The sequence below is a fragment of the Streptomyces sp. Ag109_O5-1 genome (genome assembly GCF_003814875.1).
Classification (GTDB): Bacteria; Actinomycetota; Actinomycetes; order Streptomycetales; family Streptomycetaceae; genus Streptomyces; species Streptomyces sasae.
Map to the genome: position 1 here is coordinate 4147130 of NZ_RKQF01000001.1, position 19880 is coordinate 4167009.

Genomic DNA, 19880 nt, shown 5'->3' on the forward strand with positions numbered 1-19880 from the left:
CCGTCACTTTCCGGCTATCCGACGTCGAGACGCAGGAGGTCCTCCTCCGTCTCCCGGCGGACGATCACCCGGGACTCGCCGTCGTTCACCGCGACGACGGGCGGCCGGAGCACATGGTTGTAATTGCTCGCCATGGAACGGCAGTAGGCGCCGGTGGCCGGTACGGCGATGAGGTCACCGGGTGCCAGGTCGCCCGGCAGGAACGCGTCCTTCACGACGATGTCCCCGCTCTCGCAGTGCTTGCCGACGACGCGGGCGAGCATCGGTTCGGCGTCGCTCGTACGGGACACGAGAGCGACGCTGTACTCGGCGTCGTACAGCGCGGTCCGGATGTTGTCGGACATGCCGCCGTCGACGGAGACATAGGTGCGCAGCCCGTCGAGGGGCTTGATGGTGCCGACCTCGTAGAGGGTGAAGGCGGTCGGCCCGACGATGGCCCGTCCGGGTTCCACGGAGATCCGGGGCGTACGCAGCCTGGCGGCGTCGCACTCCCGCGTCACGATCTCGGTGAGCGCCTTGGCGATCTCGTGCGGCTCGCGCGGGTCGTCGTCACTGGTGTACGCGATCCCGAGCCCGCCGCCGAGGTCGATCTCGGGCAGCTCCACCCCGTGCTCGTCCCTGACGTCCTTGAGCAGCCCCACCACCCGGTGCGCGGCGACCTCGAACCCCGACATGTCGAAGATCTGCGACCCGATGTGCGAGTGGATGCCGATGAGCTCCAGCCCGTCGAGCTGCAGTGCCCGCCGCACGGCCTCGGCGGCCTGCCCGCCCGCCAGCGGAATCCCGAACTTCTGGTCCTCATGGGCGGTGGCGATGAACTCGTGCGTATGCGCTTCGACACCGACGGTGACACGGATCTGCACGCGCTGCCGCTTGCCCAGGGACTGCGCGATGTGCGCGACCCGCACGATCTCCTGGAACGAGTCGAGCACGATCCGCCCCACACCGGCCCCGACCGCCCGTTCGATCTCGTCCCCGGACTTGTTGTTGCCGTGGAAGGCGATCCGCTCGGCGGGCATCCCGGCGGAGAGCGCGGTGGCCAGCTCCCCACCGGAGCACACGTCCAGATTGAGCCCCTCCTCGTCCAGCCACCGCACGACGGCCCGGGACAGGAACGCCTTGCCGGCGTAGAAGACGTCGGCGTCGTGCCCGAAGGCGGTGCGCCAGGCCCGCGCCCGGGCCCTGAAGTCGGCCTCGTCGAGGATGTAGGCCGGGGTGCCGTGCTGCTCGGCGAGGGTCTTCACATCGATACCGCCGACGGTGACGACCCCGTCCGCGTCACGCGTGACGGTCTGGGCCCACACCTTGGAGTCGAGCGCGTTGAGGTCGGTGGGCGGAGCGGCGTAGTGGCCCTCGGGCAGGACATCGGCGTGCCGGGGCCCGGCGGGGTGTGCGGAACGGCTCATGACTCTTCTGGCGCTCTCTTCAGAGGTGATCGGGTGCGTCGATGCCGAGCAGGGACAGGCCGCCGGCCAGCACCGTCCCGGTGGCTTCGGCGAGGGCGAGCCGGGCACGGTGGGCGACCGAGGGTTTCTCGTCGCCACGGGGCAGCACGGTCGGCAGGTACGGCAGGGCGGCATCGGCGACGGTGACCAGGTGCCGGGCGAGCCGGTCGGGGGCGCGGTGGGTGGCCGCGGCGGTGAGGATGCGGGGGTAGTCGGCGAGGGCGGCGACGAGGGCACTCGGAGCGTCCGCGACATCGCCGGGTACGGCACCGAACCCCAGCCGCCCGGCCCCGCGCTCGACGGCGCGTGTCCGGGCGTAGGCGTACCGCACCCGGAACAGCGGGTTGCTCTCCCGCTGCACCAGATGGTCGGCGGTGATCCGGGGCCGGTCGTGGGCGGCGGGATGCAGCAGCGCCCACTGGGCGGCGTCGGGCCCGAGCGGCGCGGGGTCCTCCGGCGCGGGCACGGGCCGCAGATTCACGGGCTCACCGTGATCGACCTCACCACGCCCGCCCTGGGTCGCGACGATACGCACGACGGCATCGGCGACGACCTCGGCCCGGACGTCGTACGGCACCCGCAGCGCGACCACCTGCCCGGCGAGGGCGTCGCCGTGGCCGTAGCCGGGCCCGAGGGCGCGGATCTCGCCGACCAGCCGGGCCGTCGGTGACGCGGCGGAGCTGAGGCTGATGTTGAGGAACCCGGGTCCGGTGACGACGACGTCACCGACGCCGGCGCAGCTCGCGAGATGGGGCAGCAGGATCTCGGCCACCCGCAGCGGCGGCTGCCCGGCCGGGCGTGCGAGCTGCAGCGCGATGTTCGTGGCGTAGTCCCCGCACCCGCCGGGCCCCGGCGGTGTCACCACGACCCGCTCCGGCACGGTCACGCTGAGCTCACCCTCGTCAACAGCACGACGCACCGCGCGCAGCACGGTACGGGAGAGCTCGACGGGGGTCACGGGACAAGCGTAGGGGAGGAGGGGGGTGGGTAGGCGAGCCGGTTTGGGGACAGTTCCGGGATGTGGACGGCGGACTTACCGGGCAGCCCCGCGTCAGGGACAGGCGGGATTACCGGGCGTCCCCGCGTCACGGGTAGGCGGGGTTGCCACCGGCCCGCTCCCCCGAGAGCTCTACCGCCTCGGCCACTCCCCCGCCGGCGCGCTGCTCGCCGACGCGCCGCCGCGCCATCAACTCCCGTACCAGTCGGACGAGTTCGGCGGGCTCGAAGGGCTTGGCGAGAAAAGCGTCGACGCCGACGTCGAGCCCGGCCTCCACCTCGTACTGCGTGCAGGCACTGACGATGGCGAGGGGAAGATCACGGGTCCGGGGATCGGCCCGCAGCTGGGCAGCGGTCCGCAGCCCGTCGAGCCGGGGCATGACGACATCAAGGGTGATCACGTCGGGCCGCACCCGATGAACGACATCCAGACACTCGGCACCGTCGGCCGCGGTCACGACCTCGAGACCCTCCAGTTCGAGATTGACCCTGATCAGCTGCCGGATGACCTTGTTGTCGTCCACAACAAGCACCCGACCCGACGCCCCTGGCACAACTCGAGAGTAGGTCGGGACCGGCCACCGCGTCCGGGTTTTCCGGACTTCCGCCTCCTCGACGGAGCGACCTCCGGGAAACCCGTTCCTGATCACCCCGACCGAGCTGGTAGTGTTCTGTCCGTCGCCGCGAGCAACAGCTCAACGCCAGACGCCCCCGTAGCTCAGGGGATAGAGCAACGGCCTCCGGAGCCGTGTGCGCAGGTTCGAATCCTGCCGGGGGCACTCCGGGAAAAGCTCCTGACCTGCAGAAATACAGGTCGGGAGCTTTTGCGTGCATGCCAAAACGCACACGGTCTTTTGACTGTGGCTCTTTGCAGTTCCGTGACGTTCCGAACAAGGCGGCCAGCCTTGCCCCTTGACGGTTTTTCGCAGGTCAAAGCCATCTCGCGAGACGTTCGACAGCGGCTCTCGGCAAAAATCCGATACTTCTGCCAATCCGAAGAGAAGCGTCGCCTTCTCGCCGAGAACCGGGTCTGACCTGCCTATATGTGGCTGATGCCACACAGAAGCGCAAACGGTCTGGTGGGTCGTTGCTCCTTCTACCTGCCCGCGATCATCCTGCCCGTCCCTCTGCCGGTGACGATGCCTGTAGCTACAACGTGCGGCCGACAGGCCATGTTCAGGCCCAGCCGTGGCCGGGCTCGGCATCGGTGTCGATGGGGCTGGCCCCTCGGTCGGGCGCGGTTGAGGGAGCGTTGTCGGTGCCCAGGAAAGCGGCGGCGCTGGCTCTGGTCTGTACCGCACAACGTCGCCGACGTGTGCGCTGGAGTGCGAGCCGGTGTCGACCCTTTCGCGCCCCTGGGTGCCCTTTCATCCTCGCCACTGCTGTCATCACGTCTTGAACGGGAAGTCCGGCAGCGGCAAGACCCCTGGTGCGGTTGTTCAGTGGCGGGCTCAGGCCACGCGATGGTCGGCTGACCATCGAGGGGTGCAGGCAGTGACGTACGACCGCAAGGGTGGCTGAGCAACTCGGGTGAAGTTCACCCATCCGCCTGGAGGACTACGAGGAGACCGGCCGGCGCCGTGCGTCCACCCTCGCGGTGTCCGGCGAGCCAGGGGATCCGGTGCGGGCGGCCGCGGCCTTCGCCGCGGCGGTGACCGCCGACGAGGCGCCGCTGCGTCAGCTGCTGGGCTCCGATGCCTCGCCGGGGCGCGAGCGCGCCGTGAGCGCCTGCGTGCCGAAATCGACGCCAACGAAACGCTCACCAAGAGCGCGGACCTGACGGCGAGTTGAACCGCGCCCAGGCCAAGGGCGGGCACGCGGGGCCGCGCCGCACGGCTTGTCTCAGTCTCCCGGCGCGGCGTCGTACCGCAGGTTCATCTCTTCGATCTGCGCCATGTGCTGCTCGGCCCACGCGCGCAGCGCGGCCAGAGGCTCCTCCAGAGAGAGGCCGAGATCGGTGAGCCGGTAGTACACGCGGGGAGGGACGGAACCCTCCACGCGGCGGGCGACCAGACCGTCGCGCACCAGACTGCGCAGGGTGGCGGAGAGCATCTTCTGTGAAATGCCCGGCATGCGGCGCCGCAGGTCGGCGAAGCGGACCTCGCCGGGCGCCTCCTGCGCGAGCACCCTGACCGCCATCGAGGTCCACTTGGTGCCTATCCGGTCCAGGAGCTGCCGGGTCGGACACAGCGGATCGAAGAGGTCACCGCGCCGCGACATGGTCACGCCGGACTCACCACCTGAGGGAAAAGTGCCGTCTGGGCACGCCCATCCTAGTTTCCTACGGTTGCCTTGTCGCCATTGGTTACCACTCGGGACCACCCCCCTGGAGGCAGGCATGCCTGAACTGCGCCGAGTTGCCGTGAACGGTGTGGAGTTGAATGTGGCACTGGACGGGCAGGGGCCGCCGGTCCTGCTGCTGCACGGCTTCCCCCACACCTGGCAGCTGTGGCAGGACGTCATGGCCGGGCTGTCCGACCGGCACACGGTTATCGCGCCGGATCTGCGCGGCTTGGGGGCCAGCAGCCGGGCCGAGTCCGGCTACGACGCCGCGACCCTGGCGGACGACGCCGCGGCCCTGCTGGAGCAACTCGGCGTCCACGACGCCGCGGTGGCAGGCATCGATGCGGGCACCCCGCCCGCGTTCCTGCTGGCCATGCGCCGCCCGGACCTGGTGCAACGGCTCGTCGTCATGGAGTCACTGCTCGGTCGGCTGCCCGGCGCGGAGGACTTCCTCTCCGACGGCGCCCCCTGGTGGTTCGGCTTCCATTCCGTGCCACATCTCGCGGAGGAGGTCCTCCGCGGCAACGAGGCCCGCTACGTCGACTGGTTCCTGACCACCGGCACCCTGGGCGAGGGCGTCCCGCCGCACATCCGGGACGCCTTCGTCCACGCCTACTCCGGCACCGAGGCGCTGCGCTGCGCCTTCTCGTACTACAGGGCCCTGCCGCAGAGCGCGGCGCAGGTGGAACGGACCGTCGCCCAAGGGCGGCTGACCGTACCGACGATGACGGTCGGCTCCCATCCCGTCGGCGCCGCGCTCGAGTACCAACTCCGCCCCGTCGCAGACGATCTGACGGGCCGCACCATCGAGGACTGCGGCCACATCATCCCGTTGCACCGCCCGCAGGCCCTTCTCGATCTGCTACAGCCCTTCCTCGCCGGTGAACGGGTGACATAAGCCACCATGCGATGAGCGGGGCAGGGGGAACAAGGAGACGTGGGGCTCGATCAACGGTCTGGAGAAACCTGGCCTTCCACACCAGCGGTTTGTGGGCTCGTAAGGGGCGCGCGGGTGGCGATGAGAGGGCCGATCAGGGCCAGGACCACGTGACGGCTCCCTCAGCACGACCGCCGACCTGACCGCCTCTACCAGGCGCTCCGGGGCGGCCGACTCCTGCACCCCGCCCAACTGGCGGAGATGAACACGACCGTGCGCGCCACGGAACTGGATCCCGTATGGCCCGGCGCGCTATGGCCTCGGCCTGATGAGCTTCTCGCTGACCTGCGGCGGCTCGTACTACAGCCACGTCGGCGACCTCCCCGGCTACACCACTCGGAACGGCATCAGCGCCGACGACCGCCGGGTCGTGGTCCTGGAAACGAGGGCGACGGCGCTTCCGGCCGCTCCACCGAGCAGGCCCGGAACGTCCTGATCGACGGGCAGTTCTGCGGGACGTAACGCCACCCGCGGTGGCTACGACCTCTCCCGCACGGCGGCCTCCGTGAGCCTCCGCGCCGTCCGTACGGCGCTGGCGACCGCCTCGTCCGGCCCGAGCCCGCACAGATCGGTGAGCGTGAACAGCGCCTCCGCGCCGACGACCACGGCGAGGTCGCGCTTGAGCTGGGCGAACGCCTCGGGATCGGCCGCTGCGAGCGTGTCCTCCAGGGGGAGGAGTGCGTGGTCGATGAGCCCGAAACGGACCCCGGGGCGGTTGGTCACCGTCTCGGGCCGGGTGATGGTCGCCGAGATCATGGCGCGCACCGCTCCCTGGCGGGCGAGGATGCCGCGGAGCAGGAACTCGCAGGCGAAGGCGATGCGTTCGACGGGGTCGGCCGAGTCCGCGACCGGCGCGAGCGCCTCGGCGGGGGGTGGCCAGACGCCCGCCAGGGCCTCGCTGACCAGCGAGGGAAGATCGGGGAAGTAGCGGTAGGCGGTGGCCTCCGACACCAGGGCAGCCCGCGCGATCGCGGGCATGGTCACTTCGCCGCCGGTGCCGATGAGTTCGCGGGCGGCATCGACGATCGCGGTGCGCGTGCGCATCTTCTGGTTGCTGCGGCCGGTGCTCACGCCCGCACTGGTCCCGGTCTGTGTCGCCATCGATGTGTCCCCGATCCTGCCCGTAAGTCCCGGGTCAGCTTATCACTGCCAACCCTCTTTATGAGAGTTCACTTGCACGTTGAGGGTCAACCCTCTATTGTCCTCTTTCGTGAGAGCTCGCTCTCACGAGCGTTGAGCAACAAGGACCGAAGGAGAAAGCGATGAACGACGTCTCCCTGGTAGGCCCGGACGACGGCGAGACCATCCACCTGGGACCGACACGGATCCGCATCCTCGAAGACGGGAGCACCACCGGACACCGCCTCGGAATCGGCGAGATCACCATCGCCCCGCACACCGAGGGGCCACCGCAGCACCGGCACGCCCAGCACGACGAGGGCTTCTACGTCGTCTCCGGCACCGTCCACTTCACCATCGGCCAGACCACCCACACCGCCCCGGCCGGCACCCTCGCGATGATCCCGCCCGGCGCCCCGCACACCTTCGCCAACCTCGGCGACGAACCGGCGGTGATGCTCAACACCTTCACACCGGACCTGTACGTGCAGTACTTCCGCGACCTGCGCGACATGGTCGCCGGCGGCCGCGAGATGACCCCGGAGTCGACGATCGAGGTGATGAGCCGGTACGCCACAGTCCCGGCCACCGACTTCGCGTAACGCCCACCCACCCCCCGTACAGAACCGCCTACTCGAGGAGTACCTCCATGACCGTCACCACCACCCACACCCTCTCCCTCGCCCAGGGCGACGTCGACCTCACCGTCGAAATCCAGGGCAGGTCACAGGGCGAGGGACACCCCTTCCTGCTCCTGCACGGCGGCGGCGGCCCCCAGACGGTCGCCCCCTTCGCCGGGCTCCTCGCCGAGCAGCGGCCTGCCAGCATCATCACCCCGCTCCACCCCGGCTTCGGCGGCACCGTCCGCCCCGCCTGGCTGACGGACGTCCCCGCCCTCGCCCAGCTCTACGCACAACTGCTCGACACCCTCGGCCTGGAGGACGTCACCGTCGTCGGCAACTCGATCGGCGGCTGGATCGCCGCCGAACTGGCCGTACTCGGCAGCGACCGGATCAGCAGCGTCGTCCTCGTCAACGCCGTGGGCATCCAGGTCCCCGGCCACCCCGTCGCGGACACCTTCCCCCTTTCCCCCGTCGAACTGGCCCAGCTCTCCTTCCACGACCCCTCGAAGTTCCGCTTCGACCCCAGCGCGCTCTCCGACGCCCAGCGCGCGGTCATGGCCGCCAACCGGGCCGCGCTGGAGGTCTACTCCGGCCCGCACGCCATGGCCGACCCGACCCTGCTCGAGCGTCTGGCCAAGGTCACCCACCCGACGCTTGTCGCCTGGGGCGAGAGTGACCAGGTCGTCGACGCCGACTACGGCCGGGCCTGGGCGGCCGCCATCCCGGGCGCCCGGTTCGAGCTGCTGCCCGGCACCGGTCACATGCCGCAGGTCGAGACGCCGGCCGAATTCCTGCCCGTGCTCTGGGACTTCGCGGACGCGCACGCCACCAACCGCCCGACCCGCTGAACGGGAGCAGGTCATGTCCGAACCCGGGGGCAGACGGCAGAAGTTGCTCGTCCTGACCATCTGCTGCATGAGCGTCCTGCTGGTCAGCCTCGACGCCACCATCCTCAACGTCGCGCTGCCCTCGATGCAGGACGACCTCGACTCCCCGGTCTCCGGCCTGCAATGGACCCTCGACGCCTACACCATCGTGCTCGCCTCGTTCCTGACGCTGGCCGGCTCCACGGCCGACCGCGTCGGACGGCGGCGCATCTTCCAGCTCGGCCTGGCGTTGTTCACCGCCGGGTCCGCGCTGTGCAGCCTGGCTCCGACACTCGAGTGGCTGGTGGCCTTCCGGACGGTGCAGGCGCTCGGCGGCTGCATGCTCACCCCGGTCGCGATGGCCATCCTCGCCAACACCTTCACCGAGCCGCGGGAGCGGGCACGGGCCATCGGCGTGTGGGGCGGGGTGGTCGGGATCAGCATGGCGGCGGGACCGATCCTCGGCGGCCTCCTGGTCCAGACGGCGGGCTGGCGCTCGGTCTTCTGGCTGAACATCCCGATCGGCCTGGCGGCCCTCGCGCTCACCGTGCGATACGTCCCCGAGTCCCGCGCCCCCCGGGCCCGCCGGCCCGACCCGGTGGGACAGCTCCTCGTCATCACCCTGCTCGCCACCCTGACGTACGCCATCATCGAGGCCCCCGACGAGGGCTGGACCTCACCGCCCATCGCGGCCTGCCTGGTCGCGGCGGCGGGCGCGCTGGCCTGGTTCATCCCGTACGAGAACCGGCGCACCGAACCCCTCATCGACCCGCGTCTCTTCCGCAGCGCACCCTTCAGCGCGGCCACGGCGACGGCGGTCTTCGCCTTCGCGGCACTGGGCGGTTTCCTGTTCGCCAACACCCTCTATCTGCAGCGGCAGTTGGGCCTCAGCGCGCTGTCCACCGGGCTGCACCTGCTCCCGATGGCGGTGCTCTCCCTGATCTGCCCGCCGCTGTCCGGGCGGATCGTGGCCAGCCGAGGCCCGCGCATCCCGCTCCTCCTCGCGGGCACGGGCATCACGGCGAGCGGGCTGCTGGCCGTCCTGACCACCCGCTCCACCCACCCCTCGTACGCCCTGCTGTCCCTCACCTACGCCCTGTTCGGGCTCGGCTTCGGCTTCGTCAACGCACCCATCACGAACACAGCCGTCTCCGGCCTGCCGCGCGCCCAGGCCGGGGTGGCCGCAGCGGTCGCCGCGACCAGCCGCCAGATCGGTTCCTCCCTCGGCATCGCGGTCATCGGCGCCGCGATCGCCGCCGGCGTCCGCCCCGCACCCTGGTGGATCATCACCGGCTGCGGACTGGCCGTCCTGATCCTGAGCACGTTCACCGTGCACGCTTCCGACATCGCCGGGGACCACGGCTCGTTGCGCGCGCGCAACGGACGATGGATCACTCCAGTATCAAGTCGTCGGCCTCGGCGGAACTCTTGACTGGAGCCCTCCGAAGATTCCCAACATCGAAGAAGCGCCAAGAGGCGATCTTGATGTAATTGACGATGTCCTGGGGAAGTGGAGCGAAGACCCTGTGCGTGGGTTCGTTCGTCCAGGCGATCAATGAGCTCTTTCAGCGGTGCCGCTCCAGGGTGAGGACGGCCTTGGCGATTGACGTCATGCGGTTGGGGCTGCATCGGGCTCTGCGGAAGATTCGCCAGGATTCAAGGCAGGCGATTCCGCGTTCGACGGGTGCGCGGGCCGCGGACAAGGCCCGGTTGGCCGTCTGCTCGGTCGGGGTGAGTTCGCCCTGGGGCGGCCGGCGTTTGGGAGTGGTGACCCACTCGCCCGCGCCGATGTAGGCCATGTCGGCGAGGATGGGGACGCCCTGGCGCTCGCAGATCCTGATGATCTTGTGGGTGCGGGCGGCGGTCAGGTCGTGCGTTCGGCCGGGCAGGGCGGGTGAGAGCCACAGCGTACGCCGGCCGGATCCATGATGACCTGCACGTTCACGCCGGCCGTTTGTGCTTCGTCGAGTAGTCCGCGCGCCCGTCGCCGACCCGGTCGCACTCGGCGAGTGTGCCGTCCACGAGAACATAGTCGGGGTCTGTCTCGCGCAGGACCTTCAGCAGGCCCGGCGCCTTGTCGGCCAGGTGCTCGACGACGGTGTTGACGTATGCGTGGGCGGTGCCGACGGAGATACGGAAACCGGCGGCGAGTTGAGCCAGGGGGTCGTGTCGGCGCAGGTACGCGAGAGCGATCACCGCACGCTCGGACGGCCGGAGTTTGCAGCGTCGGTCACCCTCACGGGTGACGATCAGCATCGTCACCCACTCCACCAGTGCGTGCGGCAGGTCGAGTACGGCAGGATACGGGACCAACAGGGCTCCTGAGCTGGAGAGTTGAGACCTAGACACCTCTCTCAACGGCACGGGAGCCCTGTCCGTTGCCTACGGTCCCGCCGTCACCCTTCCGGGGGCCACCCTGAAAACCCTCAATGGCAGGGTCGTTGCCGGCGCGAAGGGCTGCTGGTGTCCCCGTCGACAGTCTGGCAATCAGGGTGTGGGAGGTGGTGGTTGTCGCCATGAGGGCGGCAGAGAAGTCGCCGGCTGCTTCGGTGACGATGTCTCCGGCGGTCGGCAGGCTCGCGATCCTGCGGCCGTGGGAACGTCCCAGAGGCTGTCGGCCTGGCTGCCCTCGATGATCAGGTGGTTGCCGTCTTTACTGAACCAGGCCGGTTCGATGTTGGCCTTGCCCTCACCGACGAGGAGGTTCACGCGGGTGCGTTTGACGGCGTCCTATATTTCGACAGCATGGGAACAAAGGGACGGAATGGCGACTTGTGCGGTGCTTCCTGGGCGGCACACCGCTGCCGTGACGATGGATCCCTGGGTGTAGTCACGGGCGGGGGCGGCGCTGAAAGCCAGGGGCGAGCCGACGAGGCTTGCCTTCTTTGTGTTCCACACGGTGATGGTGTCGGCATTCAGTACGGCGACCGTCCGGTTGGAGCAGAAGCTGACGCTGCGCAGCGCGGCAGCTGCCGGGCGAGCGGGGCCGAACACTCCTTCCCACCGGCAGGGCGACCGCCCGGAGGCGGCGCGCCGGTGCTCGCGTTCATCGCCAACCAGTCAGCGGCGCTACGACTCGGGCCAGGTGACTGCTTGAGTGAATCCCGCGCTCAAACCGCCAGACCGGAAGGCATGCAGGCTGGTTCCCGCACAGTTGCGCGCCATGGAGAAGGCCCTCTTACGCGTGAGCTGCACTGGGCCTTCGAAGAACAACGGCCCGCTCGCCAGATCACCGATCAACCGGCCCAGCAGCGAGGCCGTCAGCTCACTCACCGGGACCCACCGGCGTGTCCGGTCTCACTGGCTCCCGCACTCGCACCCGCCGGCCGGGGAGGTCCACGTCCTCGACGTCCGCCCGCAGCCAATCCGCCACCCGCGCCTCGCCGTCCCACAGCGCCGACCACAGCGCACGGTGAACCAACGAGATCCCCTCGTCGGCAACCAGTTCGTCGAGCCGCTCCCGGGTCACCTTCTCAACTTCCGCCACACGCCTATGTCTTGCCACTGCCGAGATCCCCTGTTCCCATTCCCCCAACCACGGTGCCGAACTCGTCACGCCACATCCGGTTCGGGCGGCCGGTCGTAGGCGCTCAGCAGGCCCTCGATGCGCTGGTTGTTGATCGACTGCCGGTCGTACAGGCACTTCGCGTACCGGGACAGCAATACCTCGACACTGGTGCCCGCCCGCTGGGCGACCTCGGCCGGGTCCGCCCCCGCGCACAGCCAAGCAGACAGGGCCGAGTGCCGCAGGTCGTACGGGCGTTTCGCGAGCGGCGTGCTGGTGATGGCGGGCGGCAGACCGAGGCCGCGGGCTTCGTTCCAGACCCGGTGGTAGGTGGTGTAGGTGAGGACGCGGCCGCGTTCGCTGAAGAAGAGCCGGCCGTCGTCGGCGGTCCCGAAGGTGTCGACGTGCTCGCGCCACAGGGCCACCAGGTACGGCGGAAGCGGCACCACCCTGATATCGCCCGGCGGTCGGTTCTTCAGCCCGCGATCGTCGTGGAACTCGCCGGAGTCGGTCCACCGTTTACCCGCCTGCGGCCGGGTGCGGTGCACGATCAGCCGACCCCAGCCGGCGCCGGGCAGCCGACAGTCCGGCAGCGCCGCCGCGACCGCCTCCTCCGGACGCAGGCCCGGGTAGTACATGCCGGCGAAGAGCCCGACCAGCCGACGGCCACGAGCCCGCCGGTAGCCGCCCACGTAGGAGACAGCGGTCAGCAAATCCCGCGCCTGGTACGGGTTGGCCACCACCCGAGGATCCACCGCAACCGCCGGCTTGGGCACCCGCCACCGGATCTTCGCCAGCGGATGACTGCCCAACTCGCCCCGCTCCACGGCGTAGTGGAGGGCGTGCACCAGCACTTTGCGCTTGCGGCGCATCGTCTCCACCGCCGCTTCACCCCCGTCCAGCTTGCGCCGCAGCGACTCCAGCACGTCACGCGCCAGAACCGGATCATGCAGATCCACCAGCGGACGGGACGCCTTCGCCACCCACTGCAGCACCAGCCGGTCCTGCGCTGGCATCTCCCCCTGTCCCGGCCGGAGCGTGACGAACGCCCAGTGCCGCAGGGCACGGCGCAGCAGCTGCCCGCTCGGCCGACCCGGAAGGTCCCCCAGCATCGCCATCGTGACGGCCGTCAGCGCATCGCTGACCTCGTCCCGGGTCTTCGCCGCCCGGCCTGGGCAGTGAGCTCGCGCGTACTGGGCCGCGAAGGCGTACCAGCTCAGTTGCGACGGCCCCCGTGGCCGGAGCTGCTCACCTCAGCCAGTCCCACCCGAATGGCCCGCACCAGCTCCGCACCGAACTCTCCCGCCAAGCCCGCGACCACGCTGCCGCCGTCCGGACGTCCACCACCATGCTGCCGCGCCAGGGATCCGTCCGCAGGCTGCTCGGGCTCAGGTGCGGCGCCGTGCTGTCCGTTCAGGTCCATACCCGCCTCCTTCTGATCGGCGGGAGCATGGCTGCCCGGCACATCCACTCCAATATCCCCCTGCAAGAGGGCACCCGGGCAGCGTCCGGTTGACGAGCGCGGATTGTCGGACGTTCTGTCCCACTTCCGGCACCACTGGTCATAACCGGTCCCGGCGTGGCCAGTGTTCTGTGTGCCCGCACAGGTCTTCACGAACCGCTTTCCCGAGGCGGTGGACTCCCGGCCCGGGGTACCGCAGGAACGCTGCCACTGTTTCAGCCGGTCCGGGTGAGTTCGCGCGGCGCAGCGACGTCCTTCCACGGCCGAATCCAGGACACCAGCGCCCCGGGCTGGCTCGCGCTGCTGGAACTGATCGAAGTAGCGGTGGCCGACGGGCGGGAGGAGTTCCGCCCGCTGCCGGAGCTGAGTCCTGAGGAGCGGCGGCAGATCGTGACACTGCCGACGTCGATCGGGCGGCTGACGGCGGTACGGACCTTGTGCTGTACGGAAGCAACCTGGTGCGGATACCTCAGGAGATCGGCGACATGACGAGCCTTGAGGAGTTCAGCCCCTGCACGTCGCGACGGCTGCACCGGATCTCACAGAGAGCCGACGCGACCACGCGAGCCCTTGTGCAGGCCGACCCCCAAGCTGCGGTCGCGGCGGCTACCGTCTGCGGGTCCGGATACACGCTGTTCCGAGCCGAGCCGCTTCCTGATGGTGTGGACCCCAGCCAGCGGCTGGCCACGCTGTACTCCTATGTGGACGCTGGCAAGGGGTGCGCGATCCTCGACAACAATGTTGGGAAGTCGCAGTACATGTACCTGCACGTGTGCAAGGTGGACGGGACCGGTTGCGACACAGACTCCGGGAACTTCAGCGAGTACGCCGGCCCCGTCAACGTCTCCAGTTCCGTCTGCGTGCCCGTGACAGCGAAAATGGGCCAGAGCTCCAGCAGCTTGTACATCAACTTCTCGTCCGAGTATATGTGTGACTGACCACCTGCCCGGCAAGAACCGGGTCTCCGCGCAATTCCTGTTAATTGCCTTGGCAGCGGCACCACTTGCTCTGACCGCCTGCGGCACCCAGACGAGCCAGCAGCCCGACGCCTCCTCCTCGCTGCGATCTTCGGTAGCCGCCGGGGCGGCACCCAAGCCGTCGGACACGGCCGACAGCCTCAGCAGGGCAGCACAGAAGGCAGCTGCCCAGCGCGCGGCCGCCGCTCCCAGCGGAGATCCCGTCAGCCCGAGGAACGTCGCTGTCCCGAGCCCCGGTGACTACGGGTTCGGCAAGGCCGCGGCCACGGCAGCGGGTGGCGAGGTCATCGCGTACACACCGCGCCTGGAGTCGGGACGGGTCTTCGTACCGCTGACCATTCAGAACACCGGTGACAAACGGATGACTTACACAGTCACCGTGACAGTCTTGGGCGGCCGACGGATATCTCCCTTCTCTGTGACCGAGAAAGCCGACGGTGTTTGGCCGGGACTCACGTGGCCGACCAAGACGGACATCACGGCCTCCGGTGTCAAGGAGGCGGCGGAGGGTTCGAAGATCAGCTTGAAGGTCGTCAAGTACGACCCTTTCGGCAACGCCCAATGACCTGTCAAGTGCGCCCCGCACCTCGTGCGGGCTGCCACCGGCATTCCACCCTTTTGGAGTTCCACGCCCGGTAACGCAATCCGTGCAGCCGAGTGCCTCCTTGCCCTCGGCTGCACCCAGTGAACCATCTCACGCGTCGGAGCCGACAGCCTCGTTCTCGCAGAACGGCGAGACCAAGATCCTGTCCTACGGCAGCGCAGAAGTGGACGCCACAGCCGACGACCGCGTGTTCACTACCGTCACGGTTCACAACAACACCGACGAGCCCGCCCATTACGACATCGATGTCAGCGTCGCCAACGATATCCACTGGGGCGCCTCAAACAGGTTTCGCATCGAAGGCGTTCCCGCCCCGACGTCAAGAGCCAGGCAGCCCGATAGGCGACCAGCCCTCGGACCCAGTCCGCAGCAACCAAAGATCTACATCGATGCACGCGGAAGGTATGGGCGAGGTTTCGTCAAGTCCGGATGCGAACAGCAGGGTCGCTTGGCTCGCACGCCGGACAGACGGCAGCGGACGCAAGGCGCCGTGGCTACTGGCCCTTCCGCCGAAGCCAACAACTGCATTAGCAGGCTGACCACTTACTGGAAGGACAAGCCAGCAGATCATGCGCTACCCATCACGGAGAAGAAGAAGGAGCCAGTCATCCGTACTGGCTATCACTGCAGCAACCGCGTTGATCGCCTCCGCCTTCACCACGAGCGCTGCACAAGCAGCGATGCCGAGCCTGTCGAAGAAGTCTGCGCAGAAGCAGACCGTCGCACCGGAGAAGGAGTCCGCGTCGGCGGTCCCGCTGAAGGATCGAGACACCGTTCTCGGAAAGGGCTGGAAAGCCTCCGCCGACCGGGCTGTGACCGCCGTCGCCGACAGCGACGGCCTGCATCTCCTGGTCGCCGACAGCAGGAACGGCTACAGCTGGAAGACGGCAGCAGTCCTCAGTGAACCCCAGCTGCCGGCCGACACCTGGATCGGCAACAGCTGCGTCATGGACGACCACCACGCAGCCGTCGTCTACGCTCCCCGCACCTTCACCAACAAGCCCGACCTGATGATGGGCGGCGCGTTCACCGCGATCGTCAACCTCGACAACGGCAGCGTCACCAAGCAGCCGTTCACCGCGTCCCTGGCCTACTTCGACCCCACGTGCAGCCCGGCCACGCACACCGCCGTCTTCACCGCGCTCCGCGACACCAAGACGCGTCTGGTCACGGTGAACACGAAGGGCACCACGGTCGCGGACACCACCGCGAAGGGCGAGATAACCTCCGCCGTCCCCACCAAGGACGGTGTGATCGCCGCCGCCGGGAACCGGCTCGTCCACATCGACCACAAGGGCAGGACTGCCGAGCTCGCCGCCACGACACACGCTCCGTACGGCATCCATGTGACCAGTGACGGCACGGTCAGCTATGTCGACCGCACCGGCGACACCGACGCCAACGTACAGACCTACGCGCACGGCAAGAAGACGACCGTCGCCAGCGGCAAGCTCACCGCGATGAACCTGCGCCAGGGCACGGACGGCACGGTCTACCTCACCGGGAAGGCCAGCCACGGCAAGGGCTTCGGGGCCAGCGGCATCAAGGCGCTGAATGTCTCACCCGACGCGGAACTCTCCACCCGTGGACGACTCGCCGTCGACCCGGTGGTCTCCCCGGCCGTGCAGGCGGGCGTCGACAACATCAAGGATGCCGGCCGCGACTTCACCAGCACCGCGGCCAAGGAACCCGCGGCCGAGACGACGACGGGCCACACCAGCCATGTCCTGACCGTCACCGGCACAGTTGCGGGCACCGGACGGCATACGAAAGAGCAGACCGCCGAGCCCGGCTCCACCGCGGGCGGCAGGCCGTCGCCGGCGCTGACCGGCTCCTCGAAACCGCAGCTGTCCACGATGAGCATGCTGACCACGGCCGACGACGACGCCAGGGCACACGACCCCATCGACACCGACGCCTGGTGCTCCGTGCCCCGCAACGACGTCAAGTCCCAGGCCCTCCAGCCCACCCCGAACCAGGTCGAATGGGCTGTGGACATGGCCGTCCGGAACGATCTGCGCTCCGGCTACCTCACCCAGGGCGGCTGGCGCGCGCAGACCGGGCTCTCCACCATCGACCCCCAGGGCCTGTTTCCTTACCCGCCGCTGAACACCGGCACCGGACAACGCATACCCGCCCAGGTCGAACTGGGCATCCTCGCCCAGGAGTCCAACCTGTGGCAGGCCGAGTCCGGCGCCATCCCCGGCCAGATGGGCAGCCCGCTCGCGGCCGTCGACGGCTACTACGGCCACCAGACCGGCGGCAGCCTCGACGACTTCTGGACCATCCACTGGGACAAGTCCGACTGCGGCTACGGCGTCGGCCAGGTCACCGACGGCATGCGCAAGGCCGGATACGAGAAGCCGGGTGAGAAGTCCAAGGACGTCACCACGCAGCGCGCGATCGCCCTCGACTACACCACCAACATCGCCGCTTCCCTCTACATCCTCGCCGACAAGTGGAACGAGGTGCACCAGTCCGGCCAGACGATCACCGTCAACAACGACGACCCGGCCAAGCCCGAGAACTGGTTCACCGCCGTGTGGAACTACAACCTCGGCTTCAACAAGAAGGCCGACGCGGGAACCAACGGCAACTGGGGCCTGGGCTGGTACAACAACCCCGCCAACCCCGTCTACCCCGCCTCCCGGCTGGCCTTCCTGAACACCGACCTCGACCCGCTGGCCGCCAAGGACGCCGCACATCCCCAGAACTGGCCCTACGAGGAGAAGGTGATGGGCTGGGCCGCCTGGTCCCAGGACACCGGCCACTCCTACGCCACCTCCGGCCGCCAAGACTGGCCCGGAGAATCCGGCTTCTCCTCCGCCGGCTTCTACCCCGCCACCTGGAACGGCACCACCGGAACCGTCATCGACCCGGCCAGCGGGAAATACCGCCGGGCACACATATCACCGCCCCTCGACGCGTTCTGCAACACCAAGAACAACTGCGACACGGCCAACCCGCCCAACTGCCCCGACGCCGCCTGCTACGCCCAGTACTGGTGGCACGAAACCAACGTCACCTGGAAATCCGACTGCGCCACCAGCTGCGGCAACGAGCACATCAAATACCTGACCCTGGTCAATGAACCCGGCCGCGGTTACCGTCTCCAGTACGGCACACCCGTATGCTCCGGCGCCCCCTCGGGCGCGAAGATCGTCGAGTCCGTACCGCAAGGAACCGACACCTGGAGCAACTGCGGCACCACCACGACCGACGGCTCATTCCAGTTCACCTTCTACGCGGACCCCAACGCCACCGGACCGGGCCTCGGACAGTACGACGCGAAAGCCGACCTGCACCAGATCGGCGGCGGCTACAACGGCCACTTCTGGTTCACCCACGCGCGCGACGCCGCCCATCTCGGCGGCGACGGCGGACGCATGACCATCCTGGGCGACTGGAAGCTGAGCTCGGCCGTCTCTGGTGGTCAGGCAAAGGTCTACGTGCACATCCCGGATACCGGCGCGCAGGTCACCAACGCCATCTACAAGGTCATCACCCCCTTCGGCACGGTGACCAAAACCATCGATCAGAACTCCCAGAACAACAGCTGGGTCTCCCTCGGCGCCTACAACTTCAAGAACCGGGCCCCCGAGGTTCAGCTGACCAACTCCACATCGGACGGTGCCGCCGACAAGGATGTCGCTTATGACGCCGTCGCATTCGTGCCCGGCGACTACAGCAACATGCCGAGCATCACCTTCCCCAACCCCGATGACAGCGCGCCGATGCCCAGTTGGGAAGGCGACGTCGAGGAAGCCCACCGCAACAGCGGGCTGCCCTCTGCGGCAACCGCCCTGAGCAGCACGTCGGCCATCACAGACAATACGACGTGCTCGCCCGCAGAGACGGGCGGCGGCAAGATCTGCGTGAACGGCAAGGCACAACCGAGAACATCCCAACTCGGTAAGCAGATGGCAAAGGCCCTGACCGCTGCCAACGCCAACTCGATCGTCCCCTGGTGCGACACCCAAAGCGCCGGCCATGACTGGTACACACGCACGGATGCCTGCCTGAAAGCCTTGTCCCCGCTCAATGTGACCTTCCTCGTGGATGAGAAAGTGGTCGGCACCGCGCACTTTGCGATGCAACAGGAGATCAAGCTCTACAACAACCTCGGAGAGTTCGACCAGACCCTTTCCCTCGTGCCTACCGAGATCGACCCCACCCTGGGTGCGGTGACACTACGCTGGAACGCGGCATCGGACTGTTCCGACTGCACGCAGTCCCAGCAACGGACGGACGGAGCTCTGACATGGGCCGGCCCGGAGGACGGCCACGTCGGAAGCGTCTCCTTCCAGACCCTGTGGAACGGGACCGGCAAGGAAAGGATCACTCTCGGGTGGAGTATCACGGGGAGCATCTCCGAACTCCCGGACGTATCGGACGAGGCCGACCTCGGAAACACCATCGGGGATCTGGACGTCCGCTGTGATGACATGACCAAAGGCGCCGCGAACGCGGGATGCGTCTTCCCCGCCTATACCCCGACCTTCACGGTGAACACCGATCGCTACCCAGCAGCCGGCGCCTATTACTGGCTCATGAAAGAAAAGAACAGCAATCATTTCGGCAGTAGGGCGCACAACACGCCTCTGCATTACCTGACGGACGGGCAAAGCGACAACCGGGAGGTGGTGTGCCCCGACAGCTGGCAGGGGCGTACCGAGACTCCAGACGCCAGTTGTGACGAGTACGCCTTCGCCACCACGAACGAGAGTGGTGGTGTACCGGCCAACGGAGTCACCTCCGGCGACCAGTGTGCGCAGTACTACGCAACACCGCTGAACGACACCACCTGGACGCTGTACTACGACGACAACTACCCCCTGCCCACCTGGTCGGAGAAGTGCGGCCGCGCCAGCATCCCGTTGGCTCAGAACACCGGCGCCCTGGCGCCATTCGGTCGCACCGGGGGCTTCGTCTGGTACAACCGGATGCTCGGAGATGACCCGTTCTGGCTAGCCACGCCGGGGTTCGACCACTGCACATCGGCAGACACCACGTGCACCTTCCAGCGCACAAACCCGTAGCCGTATTCGCCGGGCCGGAAGGTC

19 protein-coding genes and 1 tRNA gene are annotated in these 19880 nt (G+C 68.4%); 10 read left to right on the forward strand and 10 right to left on the reverse strand.

What is annotated here, in order from left to right:
• Positions 1-14: 14 nt before the first annotated feature.
• The 3 genes from lysA to EDD90_RS18750 all read right to left on the reverse strand — a co-directional run bounded on the left by lysA (position 15) and on the right by EDD90_RS18750 (position 3088).
• Complete coding sequence (gene lysA / locus EDD90_RS18740) at positions 15-1406, reverse strand: diaminopimelate decarboxylase (RefSeq protein WP_123974128.1); 1392 nt, start codon at positions 1404-1406, stop codon at positions 15-17.
• A 19-nt stretch (positions 1407-1425) separates the two neighbouring features.
• Positions 1426-2403: an ArgS-related anticodon-binding protein NrtL gene (gene nrtL / locus EDD90_RS18745; RefSeq protein ID WP_123974129.1), complete on the reverse strand. Its 978-nt coding sequence runs from the start codon at positions 2401-2403 to the stop codon at positions 1426-1428.
• Between the two features lie 127 nt (positions 2404-2530).
• On the reverse strand, positions 2531-3088 hold the full coding sequence (locus EDD90_RS18750) for a response regulator (protein ID WP_123981360.1): 558 nt from the start codon (positions 3086-3088) through the stop codon (positions 2531-2533).
• A gap of 60 nt (positions 3089-3148) precedes the next feature.
• Between EDD90_RS18750 and EDD90_RS18755 the strand changes: the two genes are divergently transcribed.
• Positions 3149-3220: transfer RNA gene (locus EDD90_RS18755), tRNA-Arg, on the forward strand.
• Positions 3221-4283: 1063 nt separating this feature from the next.
• Here EDD90_RS18755 and EDD90_RS18765 read toward each other — a convergent pair.
• Positions 4284-4661, reverse strand: a complete 378-nt coding sequence (locus EDD90_RS18765; protein ID WP_123981362.1) for a helix-turn-helix domain-containing protein — start codon at positions 4659-4661, stop codon at positions 4284-4286.
• A 118-nt stretch (positions 4662-4779) separates the two neighbouring features.
• On the opposite strand from EDD90_RS18765, the gene EDD90_RS18770 reads away from it, so the two are divergent.
• Positions 4780-5622 carry an alpha/beta fold hydrolase gene (locus EDD90_RS18770; RefSeq protein WP_123974130.1) on the forward strand — a complete coding sequence of 281 codons (843 nt, stop codon included), beginning with the start codon at positions 4780-4782 and terminating at the stop codon, positions 5620-5622.
• A 307-nt stretch (positions 5623-5929) separates the two neighbouring features.
• Positions 5930-6097 carry a hypothetical protein gene (locus EDD90_RS55515; protein ID WP_185149144.1) on the forward strand — a complete coding sequence of 56 codons (168 nt, stop codon included), beginning with the start codon at positions 5930-5932 and terminating at the stop codon, positions 6095-6097.
• 41 nt (positions 6098-6138) lie between these two features.
• Here EDD90_RS55515 and EDD90_RS18775 read toward each other — a convergent pair whose 3' ends face one another.
• Positions 6139-6762 (reverse strand): TetR/AcrR family transcriptional regulator, encoded by a 624-nt coding sequence (locus EDD90_RS18775; protein WP_123974131.1) that lies wholly within the window; start codon positions 6760-6762, stop codon positions 6139-6141.
• A 161-nt stretch (positions 6763-6923) separates the two neighbouring features.
• Between EDD90_RS18775 and EDD90_RS18780 the strand changes: the two genes are divergently transcribed.
• Genes EDD90_RS18780 through EDD90_RS18790 form a run of 3 tightly spaced genes read left to right on the forward strand, consistent with a single transcriptional unit; the run spans position 6924 to position 9701 of the window.
• Positions 6924-7382, forward strand: coding sequence for a cupin domain-containing protein (locus EDD90_RS18780; protein ID WP_030928739.1), 459 nt, complete (start codon positions 6924-6926; stop codon positions 7380-7382).
• A 47-nt stretch (positions 7383-7429) separates the two neighbouring features.
• On the forward strand, positions 7430-8251 hold the full coding sequence (locus EDD90_RS18785; RefSeq protein WP_123974132.1) for an alpha/beta fold hydrolase: 822 nt from the start codon (positions 7430-7432) through the stop codon (positions 8249-8251).
• Positions 8252-8264: 13 nt separating this feature from the next.
• On the forward strand, positions 8265-9701 hold the full coding sequence (locus tag EDD90_RS18790; protein WP_123974133.1) for an MFS transporter: 1437 nt from the start codon (positions 8265-8267) through the stop codon (positions 9699-9701).
• A gap of 133 nt (positions 9702-9834) precedes the next feature.
• On the opposite strand, the gene EDD90_RS59030 is transcribed toward EDD90_RS18790, so the two are convergent.
• From EDD90_RS59030 to EDD90_RS57390, 5 genes are all read right to left on the reverse strand, one after another.
• Positions 9835-10299 carry a transposase family protein gene (locus tag EDD90_RS59030; RefSeq protein WP_398924756.1) on the reverse strand — a complete coding sequence of 155 codons (465 nt, stop codon included), beginning with the start codon at positions 10297-10299 and terminating at the stop codon, positions 9835-9837.
• Positions 10211-10582 carry a transposase family protein gene (locus EDD90_RS59035; protein WP_398924758.1) on the reverse strand — a complete coding sequence of 124 codons (372 nt, stop codon included), beginning with the start codon at positions 10580-10582 and terminating at the stop codon, positions 10211-10213. Before EDD90_RS59035 ends, EDD90_RS59030 begins: the two co-directional genes overlap by 89 nt.
• A 952-nt stretch (positions 10583-11534) precedes the next feature.
• Positions 11535-11756, reverse strand: coding sequence for a hypothetical protein (locus EDD90_RS18800; protein WP_123974134.1), 222 nt, complete (start codon positions 11754-11756; stop codon positions 11535-11537).
• Between the two features lie 65 nt (positions 11757-11821).
• Positions 11822-12892 (reverse strand): site-specific integrase, encoded by a 1071-nt coding sequence (locus EDD90_RS18805; protein ID WP_260327925.1) that lies wholly within the window; start codon positions 12890-12892, stop codon positions 11822-11824.
• 98 nt (positions 12893-12990) lie between these two features.
• Positions 12991-13197, reverse strand: a complete 207-nt coding sequence (locus EDD90_RS57390) for a hypothetical protein (protein ID WP_260327926.1) — start codon at positions 13195-13197, stop codon at positions 12991-12993.
• A 267-nt stretch (positions 13198-13464) separates the two neighbouring features.
• Here EDD90_RS57390 and EDD90_RS55520 point away from each other — a divergent pair, with 267 nt between their 5' ends.
• The 4 genes from EDD90_RS55520 (at position 13465) to EDD90_RS18820 (ending at position 19856) form a co-directional block, all read left to right on the forward strand.
• Positions 13465-13725 (forward strand): hypothetical protein, encoded by a 261-nt coding sequence (locus tag EDD90_RS55520; protein WP_185149702.1) that lies wholly within the window; start codon positions 13465-13467, stop codon positions 13723-13725.
• A complete protein-coding gene (locus EDD90_RS57395) occupies positions 13722-14174 on the forward strand; it encodes a hypothetical protein (protein ID WP_260327927.1) in 453 nt (150 codons plus the stop codon). Before EDD90_RS55520 ends, EDD90_RS57395 begins: the two co-directional genes overlap by 4 nt.
• Complete coding sequence (locus EDD90_RS18815; protein WP_123974135.1) at positions 14167-14778, forward strand: hypothetical protein; 612 nt, start codon at positions 14167-14169, stop codon at positions 14776-14778. Before EDD90_RS57395 ends, EDD90_RS18815 begins: the two co-directional genes overlap by 8 nt.
• 719 nt (positions 14779-15497) lie before the next feature.
• Positions 15498-19856, forward strand: coding sequence for a Tat pathway signal protein (locus EDD90_RS18820; RefSeq protein ID WP_260327928.1), 4359 nt, complete (start codon positions 15498-15500; stop codon positions 19854-19856).
• The last annotated feature ends 24 nt before the right edge of the window (positions 19857-19880 follow it).